The organism is Bacillus sp. FSL R9-9492, from assembly GCF_038007365.1.
Lineage (GTDB): Bacteria > Bacillota > Bacilli > Bacillales > Bacillaceae_G > Bacillus_A > Bacillus_A mycoides.
On sequence record NZ_JBBOXC010000001.1, the window covers coordinates 1084087 to 1102726 of the forward strand.

Consider the following 18640-nt stretch of genomic DNA (forward strand, 5'->3'; position numbering starts at 1 on the left):
ACTATAATAGTTACAAAGTAACCATCACTAATGGCAGTGAGTAATATTTTTTTAGTATAATTGTAACTGTCATGGTTACAATTAAAAATAATCATAAAACAACCAAATAATGTAAAAAATTTAAATAGCAACAAGAGAAAGGAGACGGGAATTTTGAAACGGTTTAAATTTTATTTTATTAGCGGTATTGTTCTTGTTTTATTAATAGTATGTAACTTCGTTGATAAGCCGATTGCGAAGGTTGAAGAAGTGAAAGATACTGTGATGATGAGGCTGAATACGAAAGAGAGTATGGCGCAGATTGATGGGCAGACGATTTATTTTAAGCAAATTGGTGAGGGGAAACCGCCTTTACTTATGCTTCACGGGTTCGGTGGTTCTTCAGATGGGTTTAATGATATTTATCCGGAACTTGTAAAGGATCATACGATTATTGCGGTTGATATTTTAGGGTTTGGGCGTTCTTCTAAGCCAATTGATTTTCAGTATTCGTTTCCCACGCAAGTGAATTTATATTATAAGTTAATGAAGAAACTCGGATACGATCAATTCGCAGTACTTGGTCATTCGATGGGCGGAGAGATGTCTCTAAATTTAGCGTATTTATATCCGGATGCAGTAACGCATCTCGTTTTAGCGGATTCTACAGGAATAGAGTCTTTCCAGCAAAAAGAAAGTTATGAAGTGCCGCCACTATCGACAGACTTACAAACTGTAACAGAGATTACGGATTATAATAAAAATGAAGTGAAAAATAGTCGCGATGATAAAGAGCATTATGATCAGCTTACGAAAATGAGAGAGCGCCGCATTGCGATGGAAGCAGATAAAATTAAGGTACCGACTTTAATTATATGGGGACGACACGATAAGAGTGTTTCTTGGAAAAATGGTGAACTGTATCATGAGCTATTTGCAAATAGTACGTTCCATATCATTGAAAAAGGATACCACGCACCGTTTCGCCAGGAACCAATAGAGTTTATGGAATATGTACAAGCGTTCTTCGCGAAGAATCCACAATAAAATTTTAAGCATAAATCCACTTCTTTCCTCATAAAGTGAAACTAATAAGGCTTGTCTAAGGAAAGGGATGAACGAAAGTGGAAACTTTACCATGGTGGATTTATCTTGTAATCATTGGGATCGTATTGAGTGGCTACATGGTTTTATATACTTCGAAAAAAGAGCAAGAGATGGATAATGATTTTATCGAAAAAGAAGGCGAAGTATATATGAAGCGCTTAGAAGAAGAACGAGAGAAACGGAATCAGGATAGTGATAAAGATTCGGTGTTGCTTTAATAGAAATTTTGAAAGGCTACCAACTAGGAGAACTTTATATCTAGGTGGTAGCCTTTTTCTTCTGGGGGAGCAGGTTATATAAATTTAACTTTACATGTATACGAGATTCATCATGAACTTTTATTAATGGTATTTATATATATGTTTCCTCATAAGAATGGAACTAGCGCAGTATCTACAGGGGGGATTAACAATGCATAGGGATGAAACATCATTACATCCTGATACAGGTGTTACATCTGTAATGTTTGTTGAGCGTTCATTAAATGAAATTCGTTTTTGGTCTAGAATCATGAAGGAGCATTCTTTTTTTCTTCGCTTAGGGTTTAGATGCGAGGATACTCAACTAATTGAAGAGGCTAATCAATTTTATCGATTGTTTGAACATATCGAACAAATAGCGCATTCCTATACAAATGAAACAGATCCTGAGCAAATAAAAAGATTTAATTCAGAAGTACAACAAGCCGCAACTAATATTTGGGGATTTAAAAGAAAAATTTTAGGATTAATTCTCACATGTAAATTGCCAGGACAAAATAACTTTCCACTGTTAGTCGACCATACAAGTAGGGAAGCTGACTATTTTAGAAAACGTTTAATACAATTAAATGAAGGGAAATTAGATGCCCTTCCTGATGCTATTATTAAAGAAAATGTTTTCTTTTTAAGGATTATGGCAGACCATGCTAAATTTATTGGTCATCTTCTTGATCCATCGGAAAGAAAGCTTGTAGACACAGCACGGAATTTTAGCAATGATTTTGATGAATTGATGTATCAAGCAATTGACTTAGAATCTATGAAACCACAATCCCAAACAGTCCCTCTTTTAGATCAATTTTTAGATCAAAATCGTGTGTCCGTTACATCTCTTCGGGATTTTAAGAAAACAGCACGTGATTTAATTGAGCAATGTAAAATAAAGAGTATCATTCATCCGTTATTAGCAGACCATGTTTTCCGTGAAGCTGATAGATTTCTTGAAATCATTGATATGTTTGATGTTCATCTTACAAATATTCAATCACAACCTAGATATTAGAAGATAAGGAAAGATAATATTTTACTTTCAGCTGAGAAGTTAACAATTTATTGTTAGCTTCTTTTCTTTTTGATGAAAATGTTTAAAAATGAAACTTTACGTTATTCTTTCTGGAGAATGATAAGAAGGGATGGCGTATTTTTTTATGCTTAATCTAGTCATCCGTTCATTGTATTATTGTTCGGGAAATTATTATAGAAGAAAAATATATGAAATCGACATATTACATAGCGTCATTTTTAGATGTAACGCACAAGTTGCACAGGTTACGCAACGATAACTAGCTTTACTCTTCATCATTTATTTGACCATACTAGACATAGAGAGGTGATAAACACAGTATGATTTTTAGCGAACGTTTAAAAGAAGAAAGAGAAAAACGAAATTGGTCGCAAAATGATTTGGCTGAAAAAATTCATGTAAGTAGGCAGTCTGTTTCGAAATGGGAGACGGGGAAGAACTACCCGAGTATTGAAATTATTATTCATTTAAGTGATCTGTTCGGTATTACGATTGATGAGTTGCTAAGGAGTGATGAGGAATTGACGCAAAAAGTAATTGAGGATAGTAAGCAATTAGCGTATCCGAAATGGAAGGTGTTTTTCGATAGTCTATTTATGATGGGCGTATTTTTATTTATTACAAAAATCGTTGTATGGGCGTTAAATAAGTTTGCAGGAGCAAGCATTACAATTGTCGCAGATGCACCATATGTAATGAATTTTTTACCGCTCCTATTAATGATTATAGGTGGTACGGTTTCTGATAAGTTGAAGAAAATATATAGATAAGAGAAAGATTTGTAAGAAATCCCCTACACTAGCTGTTCTTTTCACCCAAATTGTGTACTATAAAGGATAGATAGGAAGGGGACGTTTAGAATGGAATTTCATGAGCAAAAGATTTTGCCGGCAGTGAGGCAAATTAAAGATTTGGAGAAGCTATTACATAGTTCGTATGAGTATATTGTTATTTTAGATATTCATGTCGGTCAATTGAAGAGTGTTGTGTCGCTCGCGAAGCAGCATAATAAAAAAGTATTTTTACATGTGGATTTGATCCATGGATTACAAAGTGATGGGCATGCGACGGAGTTTTTATGCCAAGAATATAAACCGTACGGGTTATTATCGACAAAGGCGAGCGTAATTATGAAGGCGAAGCAAAAAGGTGTCGTCTCCATTCAACGCATCTTTTTAATTGATTCTAGCGCAATGGAAAAGAGCTGTAATTTGCTAGAAAAGACGAAGCCGGATTATATAGAGGTGCTTCCTGGTGCGTTAACGGGTGTCATTGCTGAGGTGAAAGAGCGTACAGGTGTACCAATTTTAGCAGGTGGTTTTATTCGAACGGTAGAAGACGTTGAAAGAGCGTTAAATGCTGGTGCGACAGCAATTACGACATCGAAAAAAGAATTATGGAAACATTACCAAAAAAAGTGACGAAAATGTGAAAAAATTCTGTTGACACCGCTTTCATTAAGGGTTAACATTATAGACAAGTTAATAAACGTGACGGAGAAAAGAAGAGATCCACATTTTATTGTTTCTATATATATTATATAGAAGCATGTAAGCTGTGGATCTTTTTCTTTTGAAAAAAAACGAATGGCCATTCATTTTACCTCTATCACTTTTCGAAAGCATTTAAATTGATTGTGGAGGGATTTTATGTCAGCATTTTTAGGGGAATTAATAGGGACTGCATTGTTAATCTTACTTGGTGGCGGCGTTTGCGCTGGTGTAAGTTTAAAGAAATCGTTTGCGAAAGATTCTGGTTGGATTGTAATTACAATGGGTTGGGGTCTAGCGGTTGCTATGGCAGCGTATGCAGTTGGATCAATTAGTGGGGCACATTTGAATCCGGCTTTAACGATAGGACTTGCTTTTAAGGGAGCGTTCCCATGGAGTGATGTACCTATGTATATCGCAGCACAAATGATTGGGGCAATTATCGGGGCAGTTCTTGTATATTTACATTACTTACCACACTGGAAAGAAACAGAAGATCCAGGAACAAAGTTAGGTGTATTTGCAACAGGTCCAGCAATTCCGAACACATTTACAAACCTTTTAAGTGAAATGATTGGAACATTCGTTTTAGTATTTGGTATATTAGCAATTGGAGCAAATAAATTTGCAGATGGTTTAAATCCATTTATCGTAGGTTTCTTAATTGTAAGTATTGGTTTATCATTAGGTGGAACAACAGGATACGCAATCAACCCGGCTCGTGATTTAGGTCCGCGTATTGCACACTTCTTCCTTCCGATTGCAGGAAAGGGCGGTTCAAACTGGAAGTATGCATGGATCCCAGTAGTTGGTCCAATTCTAGGTGGATCACTTGCAGGATTATTCCATCAAGTTGTATTTGAAGGAAAACAAAATTCAGCACTTATTTATGTGATTATTACAACTGTGATTGTACTAGCAATCTCTTATATGACAAGTAAAAAAAGTGAAGCTACTACAAATAGTAGAAAAGTAGCATAGGGGGAAACTGATATGAAAAAATATATTCTTTCATTAGACCAAGGAACAACAAGCTCACGCGCAATTCTTTTCAATAAAGAAGGAAAAATCGTTCATTCAGCTCAAAAAGAGTTTACACAACATTTTCCAAAGCCAGGCTGGGTTGAGCATAATGCACAAGAAATTTGGGGATCTATTTTAGCAGTTATCGCAACTTGCTTAAGTGAAGCAGATGTGAAGCCAGAACAAATCGCTGGTATCGGTATTACGAACCAACGTGAAACAGCGGTTGTATGGGATAAAACGACTGGAAAACCAATTTATAACGCAATCGTATGGCAATCTCGTCAAACAGTTGAAATTTGTGATGAGTTAAAAGAAAAAGGTTATAGCGAGATGGTTCGCGAAAAAACAGGTCTTTTAATTGATGCATACTTCTCTGGTACGAAAGTAAAATGGATTTTAGATAACGTTGAAGGTGCAAGAGAAAAAGCAGAAAACGGCGAGTTATTATTCGGAACAATTGATACATGGCTTGTATGGAAATTGTCTGGCGGTAAAGCGCACATAACAGATTACTCAAATGCATCACGCACATTAATGTTTAACATTCACGACTTACAGTGGGATGATGAACTTCTAGACATGTTAACAGTACCAAAGAGCATGCTTCCAGAAGTACGTCAATCATCTGAAATATATGGAGAAACAATTGATTATCACTTCTTCGGTCAAAATGTACCGATCGCAGGTGTAGCTGGTGACCAGCAAGCAGCATTATTTGGACAAGCTTGTTTCGGTGAAGGTATGGCGAAGAACACTTACGGAACTGGTTGCTTTATGTTAATGAACACAGGCGAAAAAGCAGTAGCTTCTGAGCATGGCCTATTAACAACAATTGCATGGGGTTTAGATGGTAAAGTGAATTACGCATTAGAAGGAAGTATTTTCGTAGCTGGTTCTGCAATTCAGTGGTTACGTGACGGACTGCGTATGTTTAAAGATGCGAGCGAGAGCGAAGTGTACGCTAGCCGTGTTGAATCAACTGAAGGTGTATACATAGTACCGGCATTCGTAGGACTAGGTACACCGTATTGGGATAGTGAAGTACGCGGCGCTATGTTTGGTGTAACACGCGGTACGACGAAAGAGCATTTCATTCGTGCAACGCTAGAATCTTTAGCATACCAAACGAAAGATGTACTATGCGCAATGGAAGCAGATTCAGGTATTGAACTAAATACATTACGCGTTGATGGCGGAGCAGTTAAAAATAACTTCTTAATGAAGTTCCAAAGTGATATTTTAGACGTTCCTGTAGAGCGTCCAGTGATCAATGAAACGACAGCTTTAGGTGCAGCATACTTAGCTGGTCTTGCGGTTGGATACTGGAAAAACCAAGATGAAATTAAAGCACAGTGGCATATGGACAAACGCTTTGAACCAACGATGGAAGCGGAAACAAGCGAAGAGCTATATGCTGGATGGAAAAAAGCAATTGAAGCAACTAAAGCTTTCAAATAATCATAAACAGTGTTATAATGATGACAAGTTAATAATTCGGTAGGAGATTTGGAGAGACCACAACACGCTATAGAGGCGAAATCTATAGCGGAGCTTGTGGTCTCTTTTTTCGTTATCAAAGGGAGGAATTACCATGAAATTTTCAAGTAAACAACGTAAAGACGTATTAAATGGAGTAAATAAACAAGAGTTAGATGTGATCGTAATTGGTGGAGGTATTACTGGTTCTGGTATTGCATTAGATGGGGCAACACGCGGTTTATCAACGATTGTGTTTGAAATGCAGGACTTTGCAGCAGGTACATCAAGTCGTTCAACGAAACTTGTACACGGCGGTTTACGTTATTTAAAACAACTTGAAGTGAAAATGGTAGCAGAGGTGGGGAAAGAGCGTGCGATCGTATATGAGAACGGTCCCCATGTAACAACACCGGAGTGGATGTTACTTCCGTTCCATACAGGCGGCACGTTCGGGTCATTCAGTACATCAATTGGTCTTCGTGTATACGACTTCTTAGCAGGTGTAAAACGAAGCGAGCGCAGAAAGATGTTTAACCGTGAAGAAACGCTAAATAAAGAGCCTCTTGTAAAACAAGAAGGATTAAAGGGCGGCGGTTACTACGTAGAATATCGTACAGACGATGCGCGTCTTACAATTGAAGTAATGAAAGAAGCGATTGAACATGGTGCGAAAGCTGTTAACTACGCAAAAGTAGATAGTTTCTTATATAAAGATGGAAAAGTATGCGGTGTACGTGTAATCGATTTACTAGACGGAGAAGTGTATGAAGTTTACGGTAAGAAAATTGTAAACGCAGCTGGTCCTTGGGTAGATACACTTCGTGAAAAAGATAACTCTAAAAAAGGGAAAGTACTTCAGTTATCAAAAGGTGTGCATTTAGTAATTGACCAAAAACGTTTCCCATTAGGGCAAGCAATTTACTTTGATACACCAGATAAACGTATGGTGTTCGCGATTCCTCGCGAAGGAAAAACGTACGTAGGTACAACAGATACGTTCTATGATAAAGACGCAGCTGTACCGCACATGACAACAGAAGATCGCACATATATCATTAATGCGATTAATTACATGTTCCCAAGCGTGAAAATTACAGAAAAAGATGTGGAATCAAGCTGGGCTGGTGTACGTCCGCTAATTTATGAAGAAGGTAAGAATGCATCTGAAATTTCTCGTAAAGATGAAATTTGGACTTCTGAATCTGGTTTAATTACAATCGCGGGCGGTAAATTAACAGGATACCGCAAAATGGCTGAAATGGTAGTAGACTACGTAACGAATCTATTACAAAAAGAAGGCCATAGCGCATATAAGAAGAGTGATACGAAACATATGCCAATCTCTGGTGGTCATGTAAGTGGTTCACACGGATTCCCGGCATTTGTTGCGAAAAAAGCAGGCGAAGGTACGAAATATGGTTTAACGACAGCACAAGCGGAAAAATTCGCGAAATTCTACGGCTCTAACGTTGACGTACTGTTTGACTTAGCGAAAAAACATAAAGACGAAGCGAAAGAATACAACATGCCGCTTGATGTTCTTATCCCGCTTGTATACGCAATGGATTACGAAATGACAGCGAAACCAGTTGACTTCTTCGTACGTCGCAGAGGCGCTGTATTCTTCAACATCCACTGGGTATACGAGTGGAAAGAAGCAGTAATCAACTACATGGCTGCGAAACTAGACTGGAGCAAAGAAGAGCAAATGAAATACACAGCTGAATTAGAAAAAGCGTTAAGCGATGCTGTAATTCCTGTAGATCAACAAGAACAGGCAGCTGCGTTAGCTTAAAATAGAAAACCACCTGAAGGGGAGCCTTCAGGTGGTTTTCTTTATGGTTTATTTTTCTAACTATGTTGCATAACGACATATGTTGTTATACGATGTATGTAAGGAGGTGGTATTGTTGGACAAAGAAATCTTGAAGGGAAGTATAGATATTTTATTACTTTCTATCATTGCAAAACGTGATACATATGGATATGAAATAGCCCAGAGTTTAAAGGATGCAAGTGAAGATTTGTATAGTATGGGGCAGGGAACTTTGTATCCAGCTTTAAAGCGATTAGAAAAAAAGGAATTTCTTGAATCTTATTGGAATCAATCTGAGAATGGGATGAAAAGGAAATTTTATACTATTACAAGTAAAGGGAAAAAAGAATTGCAGAAGAAAGTGAACTCTTGGGAGCGTGTAACATCATTAATTCAAACTTGTCAGAAAGGAGTTATTTATGAGTGAATTTGATGAGTATATTAAGTCCATTTTAGCTTATTCAGAACTTAGTAATATTGAACAGGATGAGCTATTTCTAGAAATATATGATCACTTGAACAGCTTGAAAGAAGAATATATGGAACAAGGTATGAATGGAAAAGAAGCGGTGTATAAAGCGATTCAAACTTTTGGCGAATCAAAAGTTATTGGTTTAGGGATTAATCAATCGGTATACGAAGTTCCTAGACCATTAAAGATATTATCAAAAATTTTATGTATTCCTTATATAATGATTTGTTTTATTGTCTTTTTGGGAGCATTTATTTCAACTTCTACATTTGACTCTATTCGTAGTTTGACAGGTGGAACTGTCTATCATCCTCTTGAATTTTGGCAGCAATTTTTACATATATCTGATTTAGAAACGTTATTACAACTTTTTGGAATAACACTTTGGCAAATTAAAGATTTTATTGCGCATCCGGGTCTGTGGGGGAACTCAACGTATTGGTTAACTGTTTTGCAACATATAATATTGGTAGTTCCATTTGGATTTTTCGTTCCAGTGTTGATCAATAAAGTGACGAACTATAAGAAAGCTTGTAAGTGGTATGTTATGACCTTTCTTGTTTGGGAGTTATTACATTTACTAACTTTATCTGATGTTTTTGATGTGTGGCGGATTGCTATAAATATGCTCGGTGCATCGATAGGATATCTTTTATTTATAAGCCTGATACAAATGGATAATAAATTTAGGGTTATGCGCAAGAAGATATTTGAAAATTAACTTGCTATCATGTAGTTAAAATTATATAAATTAGTTCGGTGGTAATAGAGTATCACTGAAAACATAGGTATTATGTAGTGAGCCGATTTTTTATACTCGTAATAGGTGTTTATTTATTCATACTGTTATGAAGCTGTTGCGTAATCTGTCTTTATTGGCGCCATAAATGATGATAGCGTCGAAATGAAATACACAGCTGAATTAGAAAAAGCGTTAAGCGATGCTGTAATTCCTGTAGATCAACAAGAACAAGCAGCTGCGTTAGCGTAAAATAGAGAACCACCTGAAGGGGAGCCTTTAGGTGGTTTTTTTGTTTTATTATGAATGCGCTAAAATCTCAACTAAAGTGTTGTATTATAATAAAAGATTTACTCTTCGTAAAGAGAATTAAGTTTGAAATAAAGGTTTAACGAAACGGTATGGACATTGCCAGCCGTATTTTTTTATGAATGTATAAAACTTTTCCATGGCGTGCGTCGTCTAATATATGGGAAGGAGGAAATGATGTGGATGAATTAACGGTAGAAGCGTTTGAAATAGAAGATAAGGAACTCCTTATCGATGAAATAATGAACAAGTATGGACAAGAAGTCTTACAGCTTGTGTATTCATATGTGAATAATAAAGAAGTCGCTGAGGATTTAACGCAAGATATATTTGTGAAATGTTATAAATCTCTTCATACATACAAAGGGAAATCGAATGTGAAAACGTGGTTGTGGAGAATTGCGATTAATCAATGTAAGGACTACATAAAAAGTTGGTATAACAAAAAGGTGATCGTGACAGAGGATGAAGCTGCTTATATTGGGGGTCAAAATGATAGTGTCGAACAAACTGTTATTCAAAATGCGAAGGACCGTGAACTGGCTTCTGCAGTAATGAATTTACCGATAAAATATCGAGAAGTCATTTATTTATTTTATTATGAAGAACTATCAATTAAAGAGATTGCTATTGTAATAGAAGTGAAAGAAAACACGATAAAAACGAGACTGAAAAAAGCGAAGGAGCTTTTGAAGAAAGGATTGGAGGAATAATCAAATGGAAGATCGATTAAAAGGCCTGCGAAAATCAATGGAGAATACAACGTTTAAACATTTGAGTTTTTCTGATCAACACCGAAAGCGGGTGCGCGAAAAAATCAATGCATCACACGAAAAGGAAGAGGACATCTCGTTAGCGATTTTACAACTCCTCAGTAATGAAAAAACAGGATACGAATTGTCACAGCTACTACGAGGGAGAGGGATTCGAAAATTCGAAGGGAATGAAGGGTTTTTATATACTGTATTACATCGTCTAGAACAGAATCGTTTTATCCAATCAAGTTGGGATCATTCAGGAGCTAAATATTATCAATTAAATGATAAAGGAAACAAGATGTTGCGAAAGGCAGAAAAAAATACTACGAAGGTACAATTTATATTAAAAGGCTTAGTACAGGAGTGAGGCGAAATTGAATAAAAAAGGGGATCGTTTTGTAAGCGAAGTTACGTATCATATTAAATCAAAAGAAGCAAAGAGCTTTGTAGCAACCGAACTAGATTTTCACTTAAAACAGGCGAAGAACACGTGGATAGAAAAAGGATTAAGTGAGGAAATTGCTGAAAATAAAGCTGTGGAACAAATGGGAAGTCCGATCAAGCTTGGCAGGGAACTTAACAAACTGCATAAGCCAAAGGTTGATTGGTTCTTACTTATTTTATTAGTAGCTGCGATGGGGCTAGGATTTTTGCCAATTATAGCTCTTGGACATGCTGATTTATTCATGAATAAGGTGATATTTGTTATTCTCGGTGTTGTAACAGCTATCGGAATGATGCTACTTGATTATCGGAGATTAGAGAAACTCGGGTGGCTGTTTTATACAATTGGCGTACTTATCTTGTTAATGATAAAGTATTTTCCTACTGCTTTTTTGATTGGAGAGCCATTAATAAAAATTGGTTCTATCACAATTGACTGTCTAATGACGATACCATTCTTCTTTCTGGCTTGGGCTTCTTTTTTCAATAATAGTAGGTTAAAGTTTATGCATCTTCTCATGTTATACGTATTTTCTTTATATCTATTTTCAACTACATCAACTCTTGTACCACTTTTCATCTACATCACAATGGTATTCGTTATGCTTTGGTGGAGTAAATTAGGAAAGAAAACGGCATGGCTCATTACAATGTTACCAATTTTTCTCTTTATTATTAGGGATCTATTTTCCTGGTCTGCCGTAAAAGAATATCGGATAGCTAGAATTTTAGGATTTTTGAACCCAGAGCATGATCAATGGCATTTACGTTTAAAAGAGGCAATGTCATCGGCAGGGTGGTTTGGTACATATGGAAATATAAAGTCTATCCCTGCTACCCATACTGATTTTGTATTTGCAAGTTTGACTTATTATTATGGATATGTGCTTACGCTAATTCTTGTTTTGATTCTTTCTCTTTTTGTAGTAAGAATAATGGTCATATCTTATAAAATAAATGATCGATACGGTAAATTGCTACTTGTTGGTGGAGTAACTCTTTTCGTATTCCATTTCGTTTATAACGTTGGCATGATCCTCGGGGTATTACCACGTGTTTCTATATCATTACCTTTTATTAGTTACGGCTTGATACCAACTCTATTTCACGCATTTATAATGGGGATCGTGCTAAGTGTATATCGACGTAAAGATATGTCGTTTAGAATGAAAAAAACACCTTGATAAAAATCAAGGTGTTTTCGTTATACATTCAAAACTCTCCGAAGCAGCCCCCGTTACAAAAGGACTAATCTCACCAACGCTATAAAGCTGCAATTCATGCATCGCGCGCGTACAAGCGGTGTAGAACAATCTACGTAGGCTCTCATCGCTGTACACATCTTTAGAAGCATTGTAAATAATAACAGCATCAAATTCGATACCCTTCGCTAAATAAGCAGGGATAACGACGATGCCTTGCTCATACTCGGCTGAGTTACTTTTCACAAGTTTAATATTCTCGATATGACTGAGTGCTTCGTATGCAGCGGCACTTTCAGCTGCGGATTTACATATAATTGCGATCGTATTGTGCTGTTGTTTTTGTAGTTCAGCAACTTTAGAAGTGATACGATCATGCAGTTCGCTGTAATCAGAAACTTTAGTCACTGTAGGTTTCTCACCGTCGCGTTCAAATGCGTTAATGTTCTTTCCTTCCGGTACGAGATAGCGTGTGAATTCAATAATCGGTTTTGTTGAGCGATAGCTACGAGTTAAGTTGATGCCGTTCGTTTCATCTGGTCCGTATAAGCTAGTAAGCGTATTGAAATTCACTGCTTCACTCGCATGGGCAAATATCGCTTGGTTAAAGTCTCCGAGTACAGTCATTTTTGCGGCAGGGAAGAGACGTTTTAAAAACTCGAACTGAAACGGAGAATAATCTTGTGCTTCGTCTACAAGTACGTGTTTAATCGATCTGTTCGTTTGGAAGCCTTCAATTAATTCTTTTAAAAGTAAAAATGGAGTCGCATCCTCGTAATGTAGCTTTCCTTCATCAAGCATGTTCAAAGTTAGTGAACAAATGTCATCCCATTCTTTAGGCTTTTCTCCAGTAACCCATGATTCATCTGTGAAGAGTTGTTTATATATGCCTGTAAAATTGATAAAACGTAGTGTTTGAACGCCTTTACGTAACGGTTTTAATTTTTTACGGACAATCATACGACCGAGTACTTTCGTTTCTTTTTCATAATCATTAAAGGAGTTGTCATCAAACTCGCCTTTTTTCTGTAAGTATTTATAAGCTTTTTGATACTCATCTTTACTAAGTAGTTCAATTTCTTCTTCTACCCACGGCTTTTTCAGTTCTGTTTTTTCGATTGCGTCTATTTGTTTATTTAGCCAATCCGTTAACTTCTCGATTCTATTATGGAAGCGGAGGGAGGAATCAGTATTATAAAATTGCTCTGTAATTTCTTTAGCAGAGGCAATCAGTTTTCCTCTAAATTTCATTCCTCTAAATAGCATGCCTGAAGATTCAAGAGATTGTCTGTATGCTCTAATCATCTCGAAAAATTGAGTAGATGCTTTAAATCGAATGCTCGCATTTCGAGTTTTATAATTTGCGCTATTCGTTTCAGTTAGCATATATTCTAATTGCTCGTAAGGATCCTCAACATCAAATGACTTACTTAGTCTATGGTTTAAATATTCTTGGAATGTAACTTGCTGCATATTTTCTTCGCCGAGTTCTGGCAGTACGTTAGATACGTAGCTGTTGAACATGGAGTTAGGGGAGAAGAGAATGATTTGATCTGCTTTTAGCCATTCACGATATTTATATAGTAAGTAGGCGATTCGCTGCAGGGCAGCTGACGTTTTACCACTACCAGCAGCTCCTTGCACGATAAGTAGTCGGCCTTCATCGTGACGGATAATTTCATTTTGCTCGCGCTGGATAGTAGCAACAATACTTTGCATATGTTTGTTCGTACCTTTTCCGAGCGCTTGTTGCAGGATTTCATCGCCAATTGTGAGGCTCGTATCGAACATGGAATCAATCTCGCCATTTTGAATAATATATTGTAATTTCTTCTCCACATTACCGCAGATTACGCCTCCTGGTGTGCTGTACTCAGCCGGTCCTGGTGGATAATCGTAGTAAACACTTGAAATTGGTGCGCGCCAATCGTATATAAGAAAGTTTTCTCCACTTGCATCGGTAAGTGTAGCCACCCCGATATAAATTTGTTCTGCGCCAGATTCGCCTTCTTCTTTGAAATCAATTCGTCCGAAGTAAGGTGCTTTATGCATGCGGCGTAGTGCGGCAAGTCGATTAAAGGTGTGCTTATGGGTGATTTGTGTTACGGCTAGTGACTGAGCTTGTTGTCTTAAGTTGATAACTGTTTCAAGATAATCGTCAAAAGTATCAGTGTTAACTTTAACATCATCCCAGAAGTGTTTACGAATGTTGATTACTTCTGCCCGGCGTCTGCCAGTTTCGCTTTCCAGTTTATCAATTTGCTCCGTAATCGTTTCTATTACGTTATCCAATCGTTTTTGCTCTTGATCAAGTTTTTTGTTCATACGTAAGCACTCCTTTAAAAGTGAAAAATAGAGGTTGACTGAAGATGTGTTTTGGTGTACAATTAAGATACGGATAAATACATTCTTTTATTTTTATTGAATGCGTTTCTGTACTAATTTAACATAGTTTTTTAATTTAATCAATGATAATAAGATAAACCTTGGTTTCGTGCTGTACGAAATCAAGGTTTTTTGTGTTGAATGGAGTAAGATGGGGGAGTATATCGATTTATCGGTAAAAAACTACTACAAAATAAAAAAGCTTGGGGCTACCCAAGCTTTTTTCACTTCATTATTTCTTTGCGTCTTTTTTAGCGTCAGCTTTTGGTTCTTCGAAAAGATCTTTCAAATCTTTATCGTCAACTTTTACGTCAGCTTTTTTGATTTCTTTCATCATAAGATCGTTCATAAATTGAGCATCTTGTGTTTTCTTTTGAACAAGGTCTTTTTTGATGTCGCCTTTTACTTCATCAAATGGTTTTTGTTCTTTAATATCTGTTACTTTAATGATGTGGTAACCGAATTGTGATTTTACAGGTTCGCTTACTTCATCTTTTTTCATTTTATAAGCTGCGTCTTCGAATTCTTTAACCATTTTACCAGCAGTAAAGTAGCCAAGGTCTCCGCCTTTTTCTTTTGAACCAGTATCTTCAGAGTATTGTTTCGCTAAATCTTCGAAAGATTTACCTTGTCCAAGCTCTTCTTTAACTTTTTTCGCAGTAGCTTCATCTTTTACAAGAATGTGGCTTGCTTTAATTTCAGGCTTGTAGTTTTCTTTTAGCTCTTTATCAGTGATTGTTTTTTCAATCGCTTTTTCTTGAGCTAATGAAGCGCGAACGCCATTTTTAACTGTTTCTTCTTTAAGGCCTTGTTGTTTCATTAGTGTATCGAATTGGTCACCGACTTGCTTTTTCATTTCATCGAACTTTTTGTCTACTTCTTTTTCATCGACTTTGTAGTTTTTAATAAGTACTTTTTCCATAACCATGTTATTTAGTACTTGTTTACCAGCTTGTGTCTTCATTTGATTGTAGAACTCTTCTTTAGTGATGTCACCAGCTTTAGATGTAACAATTTTGTCTGATGATGATGTTCCACATGCTGATAATGCGATTACACTTGTTGCGGCTAAGGCAAGCATAGCTTTCTTCATTCAATAAACACTCCTACTATTATGTATTTTTAATTTATCCCATACGAATGAAGAAACGCCTTATGATAGGTTATTTTCGTTCATAAGAACCTGATTAAGTCTCACTGATGTCTTTGCTTTTTTTATATGTAAAAGCACGCTTAACAGGGCTTACCGAGGCTTTAGGATAAAGTTTAGATGCGTGTCGTTTATTTCATAGTATAAGCAATATGTACAAAATTTAATATATCATATTTCGACGAGTTTTCCTATTGATAAAGAAATTTTAACCAGTTTGTGTCAGATTTTGAAAGGGTACCATATTGGGCGCATGTCGCATATACAGAAAAGAGGAGGGGATGGGGGATGAATTCAAAACTTATTTTATTACTTGTACTGTTTATTTTATTAGTTATAGTAGGTATAATTTGCTTATAGAGGAAAAAAATGAGGAAGGGGCTTCCTTCCTCACTTTCCATGAAATATAATTTCTACATAACTAGAAATTAATAGAATGGTAATACATACATTAATAACTCGAAAGACACCGGGCTGGCGGCTCGCAGATATTTGTTTTCGCTCACACAGTGTATGTGTCATGAAATTCGTGTAAAATATAACAAGAAGTGCGAATGCAACAAAAACAACGGTTATAAGAGTCATGAGGCGAGACCTCCTTTTGGCTAAAATACATATACTTTATATATTGTATCATACGATATTTTGTTCGTGTTACAAAATTCAGAAATAGAAGACTTTGTGTTAGGAAGCGAGGGAGAAAATGGACGTTGTAAGAAGACTAGAACAAGCTGAATATTACGTAGACCTACTATTTAAAATGATTGATGAAGAAAAGTGTCCATTTTATTCTTTAATCATAAAGAAAAAAGCTCGTAAAAAAGACATTGAACGTATACTAAAACTTTGTGAAAAACTGAACGAACAATATGTAGTAGAGAAAGCTGAGGGCCTTCTATTGTTTGATGCGCTATTAGATCAATTTGAAAAAGCGCTTCCACATCAGCTCGAAGTACACGAAACTGCGGAAGCGCTAGCAAAACAGGGCTTATTTGTGCCACTTATGAATGAATTCTTACGCATGATTGCGAAAGGATAAATAGATTATTTCTTAACTAACTTTTGATCGGATTCCGTAAAGTTCTCCTCGATATCTTCTAATGATTTCTCAAAAATATCGATGAAGTCTTGTCCGTAAATATTACGCAGGATGGCAATCAGTTCGATATTTTCTGGGAACTTACCGTAAAAATTACGAAGTTCAAGTGCCCCATTAAAAACAGAATTATTTTCAGGATCATACTCCTCCATTAAGCGAAGTAGTAATTCTTCCCCTTTGTCTGTAATTTCAATGTACGTATTTCGTTTATCATCTTCTTTTTTTGAGAATATAAGATAGCCACGTTCTTCAAGCTTTTTAGAGAAGTTAAACGCCGTTGATACGTGCATAACTCCAAACTTAGCAATCTCAGAAATAGAAGCCCCTTTTAAATGATAAGCGATGGTTAAAATGTGATGCTCATTAATGTTTAAATCGTAAGGTTTAATCCACTGTTGCCAATCTTTCTCTACGCATTTCCATAACGCTTTCGATAATTGAGCAATACGTTGGCTGAAAATCATCGCTTCTTTTACCGAGTAATTTTTTTCTCCACTTTTCATTTACTCACCCACTTTAACATTCTTTTTTCATTATTATCTATTATGCCAGTAAAATAAAAATTAATAAAGTCTTTTTGTGAGAATTGTGAAAATTTTTCGGAAAAATAACATTCTATACAAATCATGCATAACTATGGAAGCGTTTTATGAGTCAAGAATACATGTGTTGTCTTTACATGTTAAGGGATAACATATATTGTAAATGCATAAAAACACGGCATATCTATGTGATATGCCGTGTTAAGGTCAATTCGTATGAAAAATATTTGTTATATGCAAAAAACTAAGCAGGAATATGTTTACGCTTTTTCTGGAACGGCTTCTTGTAGTTTCTCAATTGACTTTTGAATGTCTAAAATTTCTTTTTCAATATGTCGTTTGTTTTGAGAAATATCTTGTTTCCAGTTAGAAAGCGTGTCATGCATATCGTCTTTTAGTTCTTGGAATACTTCTTTACCTTCTGAAGCAGTTTCAACGATTTGACGCTTTAATAACTTCGTATCAGCTGTAATATCAGCTAATGTTTTTTTAATATCAGTTCCTTTTTCTTTCAGCTTACCGCGCATAGCTTTACCAGAAGAAGGAGTTGAGAAAAGAACGGCTAGTCCAGCAACTGCTCCGCCGCAAAGTACACCTGTAATAAAGGATTTAGCTTTTGACATAAAAGGAAACCTCCTTATTTTTCGTTCGTATTCATGATGTATAAAAGTGTGCATATCTTTAAGACAAGGGGAAGAAAAGTGAGCTTTTCTCTCTTGTACATGCTATGCACAAAAAATCATACCCCCGGCATTTTTTGTGAAGAAAGAAGCCATACAATAAATGCCAGAGGAATAGGCTTATTATGTATTACTTCTTATTATAGTGGCACTATTTCACACTATTTGCAATTGTACTTGCGATGTTTTGTAAATTTTCCATTGTGTATTCATTTTGGTGTGATTTCCAAACAGCACCGAAACCATCGTTTTCACCGTAGCGTGGAATTAAATGAAGGTGGAAGTGGAATACAGTTTGTCCAGCTTTCTCGCCGTTATTGTTAAGTAGGTTGAAACCAACTGGATTAAATTCTGCTTTCATTGCATTTGCGATTTTTGGAACGACAGCAAAAATATGTGATGCGATTTCTGGCGTTAACGCAAAAATGTCTTGTTTGTGAACTTTCGGAATAACAAGAGTATGTCCTTTTGTTACTTGACTAATATCTAAAAATGCAAGTACATGTTCATCTTCGTATACTTTTGAGCAAGGGATTTGCCCGTCAATGATTTTACAAAAAATACAATTGTCCGCTGTATGATTCATCGATCTCATCCTTTCAAATAGTCTTAGCCGTATTTTACCATAATTACATAGGAGAACAAACACGAAAAACAGGAAGCTGACTCAGCTTCCTGT

20 protein-coding genes are annotated in these 18640 nt (G+C 36.2%); 14 read left to right on the top strand and 6 right to left on the bottom strand.

What is annotated here, in order from left to right; all coding sequences use genetic code 11:
* Window positions 1–153: 153 nt before the first annotated feature.
* The 13 genes from MKY70_RS05485 to MKY70_RS05545 all read left to right on the top strand — a co-directional run bounded on the left by MKY70_RS05485 (window position 154) and on the right by MKY70_RS05545 (window position 12087).
* Window positions 154–1026, top strand: a complete 873-nt coding sequence (locus MKY70_RS05485) for an alpha/beta fold hydrolase (RefSeq protein WP_113769064.1) — start codon at window positions 154–156, stop codon at window positions 1024–1026.
* A gap of 77 nt (window positions 1027–1103) precedes the next feature.
* The gene (locus tag MKY70_RS05490) at window positions 1104–1304 is read left to right on the top strand and encodes a sporulation YhaL family protein (RefSeq protein ID WP_002087191.1); all 201 of its coding nucleotides are present in this window, start codon (window positions 1104–1106) and stop codon (window positions 1302–1304) included.
* Between the two features lie 193 nt (window positions 1305–1497).
* Complete coding sequence (locus MKY70_RS05495) at window positions 1498–2349, top strand: DUF2935 domain-containing protein (protein ID WP_000554485.1); 852 nt, start codon at window positions 1498–1500, stop codon at window positions 2347–2349.
* Between the two features lie 341 nt (window positions 2350–2690).
* On the top strand, window positions 2691–3140 hold the full coding sequence (locus MKY70_RS05500) for a helix-turn-helix domain-containing protein (RefSeq protein WP_002087188.1): 450 nt from the start codon (window positions 2691–2693) through the stop codon (window positions 3138–3140).
* Between the two features lie 90 nt (window positions 3141–3230).
* Window positions 3231–3791 (top strand): glycerol uptake operon antiterminator GlpP, encoded by a 561-nt coding sequence (gene glpP / locus MKY70_RS05505; RefSeq protein ID WP_000394293.1) that lies wholly within the window; start codon window positions 3231–3233, stop codon window positions 3789–3791.
* Between the two features lie 228 nt (window positions 3792–4019).
* Window positions 4020–4841 (top strand): glycerol uptake facilitator protein GlpF, encoded by an 822-nt coding sequence (gene glpF, locus MKY70_RS05510; protein ID WP_002134791.1) that lies wholly within the window; start codon window positions 4020–4022, stop codon window positions 4839–4841.
* 12 nt (window positions 4842–4853) lie between these two features.
* A complete protein-coding gene (gene glpK / locus MKY70_RS05515) occupies window positions 4854–6344 on the top strand; it encodes a glycerol kinase GlpK (RefSeq protein ID WP_002011107.1) in 1491 nt (496 codons plus the stop codon).
* 133 nt (window positions 6345–6477) lie between these two features.
* On the top strand, window positions 6478–8160 hold the full coding sequence (gene glpD / locus MKY70_RS05520) for an aerobic glycerol-3-phosphate dehydrogenase (protein WP_088030940.1): 1683 nt from the start codon (window positions 6478–6480) through the stop codon (window positions 8158–8160).
* Window positions 8161–8275: 115 nt separating this feature from the next.
* Complete coding sequence (locus MKY70_RS05525; RefSeq protein ID WP_061674045.1) at window positions 8276–8608, top strand: PadR family transcriptional regulator; 333 nt, start codon at window positions 8276–8278, stop codon at window positions 8606–8608.
* Complete coding sequence (locus MKY70_RS05530; RefSeq protein ID WP_341023593.1) at window positions 8601–9374, top strand: VanZ family protein; 774 nt, start codon at window positions 8601–8603, stop codon at window positions 9372–9374. The genes MKY70_RS05525 and MKY70_RS05530 overlap by 8 nt, the downstream gene beginning before the upstream one ends.
* 506 nt (window positions 9375–9880) lie before the next feature.
* Entirely contained in the window at window positions 9881–10414 is a 534-nt protein-coding gene (locus MKY70_RS05535; RefSeq protein ID WP_341023595.1) for a sigma-70 family RNA polymerase sigma factor, read from the top strand.
* Window positions 10415–10418: 4 nt separating this feature from the next.
* Window positions 10419–10826, top strand: coding sequence for a PadR family transcriptional regulator (locus MKY70_RS05540; RefSeq protein ID WP_328068927.1), 408 nt, complete (start codon window positions 10419–10421; stop codon window positions 10824–10826).
* A 7-nt stretch (window positions 10827–10833) separates the two neighbouring features.
* Entirely contained in the window at window positions 10834–12087 is a 1254-nt protein-coding gene (locus MKY70_RS05545; protein ID WP_341023598.1) for an FtsW/RodA/SpoVE family cell cycle protein, read from the top strand.
* Window positions 12088–12093: 6 nt separating this feature from the next.
* On the opposite strand, the gene helD is transcribed toward MKY70_RS05545, so the two are convergent.
* From helD to MKY70_RS05560, 3 genes are all read right to left on the bottom strand, one after another.
* On the bottom strand, window positions 12094–14430 hold the full coding sequence (gene helD, locus MKY70_RS05550) for an RNA polymerase recycling motor HelD (RefSeq protein WP_341023601.1): 2337 nt from the start codon (window positions 14428–14430) through the stop codon (window positions 12094–12096).
* A 292-nt stretch (window positions 14431–14722) separates the two neighbouring features.
* Window positions 14723–15583: a peptidylprolyl isomerase PrsA gene (gene prsA, locus MKY70_RS05555; protein WP_341023602.1), complete on the bottom strand. Its 861-nt coding sequence runs from the start codon at window positions 15581–15583 to the stop codon at window positions 14723–14725.
* A 447-nt stretch (window positions 15584–16030) separates the two neighbouring features.
* The gene (locus tag MKY70_RS05560) at window positions 16031–16225 is read right to left on the bottom strand and encodes a hypothetical protein (protein ID WP_000172693.1); all 195 of its coding nucleotides are present in this window, start codon (window positions 16223–16225) and stop codon (window positions 16031–16033) included.
* A gap of 118 nt (window positions 16226–16343) precedes the next feature.
* Here MKY70_RS05560 and MKY70_RS05565 point away from each other — a divergent pair, with 118 nt between their 5' ends.
* Window positions 16344–16679 carry a YhaI family protein gene (locus MKY70_RS05565; RefSeq protein ID WP_002030209.1) on the top strand — a complete coding sequence of 112 codons (336 nt, stop codon included), beginning with the start codon at window positions 16344–16346 and terminating at the stop codon, window positions 16677–16679.
* 5 nt (window positions 16680–16684) lie between these two features.
* Here MKY70_RS05565 and MKY70_RS05570 read toward each other — a convergent pair whose 3' ends face one another.
* The 3 genes from MKY70_RS05570 to MKY70_RS05580 form a co-directional block, all read right to left on the bottom strand.
* The gene (locus MKY70_RS05570; protein ID WP_002134805.1) at window positions 16685–17242 is read right to left on the bottom strand and encodes an HTH-type transcriptional regulator Hpr; all 558 of its coding nucleotides are present in this window, start codon (window positions 17240–17242) and stop codon (window positions 16685–16687) included.
* 299 nt (window positions 17243–17541) lie between these two features.
* Window positions 17542–17904 (bottom strand): YtxH domain-containing protein, encoded by a 363-nt coding sequence (locus MKY70_RS05575; RefSeq protein ID WP_002011120.1) that lies wholly within the window; start codon window positions 17902–17904, stop codon window positions 17542–17544.
* Window positions 17905–18112: 208 nt separating this feature from the next.
* Window positions 18113–18547: an HIT family protein gene (locus MKY70_RS05580; protein ID WP_001016832.1), complete on the bottom strand. Its 435-nt coding sequence runs from the start codon at window positions 18545–18547 to the stop codon at window positions 18113–18115.
* Window positions 18548–18640: the final 93 nt, after the last annotated feature.